Origin of the sequence: Neobacillus drentensis, assembly GCF_036962765.1 — a bacterium.
GTDB lineage: Bacteria > Bacillota > Bacilli > Bacillales > Cytobacillaceae > Neobacillus > Neobacillus drentensis_C.
Map to the genome: position 1 here is coordinate 1 of NZ_JBALOS010000247.1, position 455 is coordinate 455.

Consider the following 455-nt stretch of genomic DNA (forward strand, 5'->3'; position numbering starts at 1 on the left):
TTATATAACTGAAAGGAGAACATATTTTGAATCGTGATCAGAAAGGCCCCCTATTTAATCTAAACCTAACCATCGAAAACCTCGCACAAGCTATCTTTATTGTGAATCGCCATGCCAAAACAGCACCTAACCCCAGATTATTGTACAAATTAAAACAAGAATCACTAAAAAAATTAATCGAAGAAGGCAAAGCAAAAAAAGTGGGTCTCCATTTTTCTGAAAATCCGCGAAATAGTCAACAGCAGTCCGATGTGCTAGTTGAATGTGGAAGATATACATTCCATATTCCTCCAACTAAAACTGATTTTCACGATCTACCTCATTTTGGGAAATTAGATCAAGGAGTTAGAAATCCAAAGGCTACACTTTCCCTTAATTCAGCAAAAGCATTACTTCAGTTATATACAGGATTCAAAGAGCTGGAACAAACGCAACCACAACATAAAAAAAGCAAA

The 455-nt window shown here is 35.8% G+C and carries 1 protein-coding gene; it reads left to right on the forward strand.

Going from position 1 to position 455, the window contains the following annotated elements:
• Window positions 1–26: 26 nt before the first annotated feature.
• Window positions 27–455 (forward strand): YkyB family protein (locus V7137_RS25200; RefSeq protein WP_335700618.1); only part of this gene is annotated, 429 nt, incomplete at its 3' end.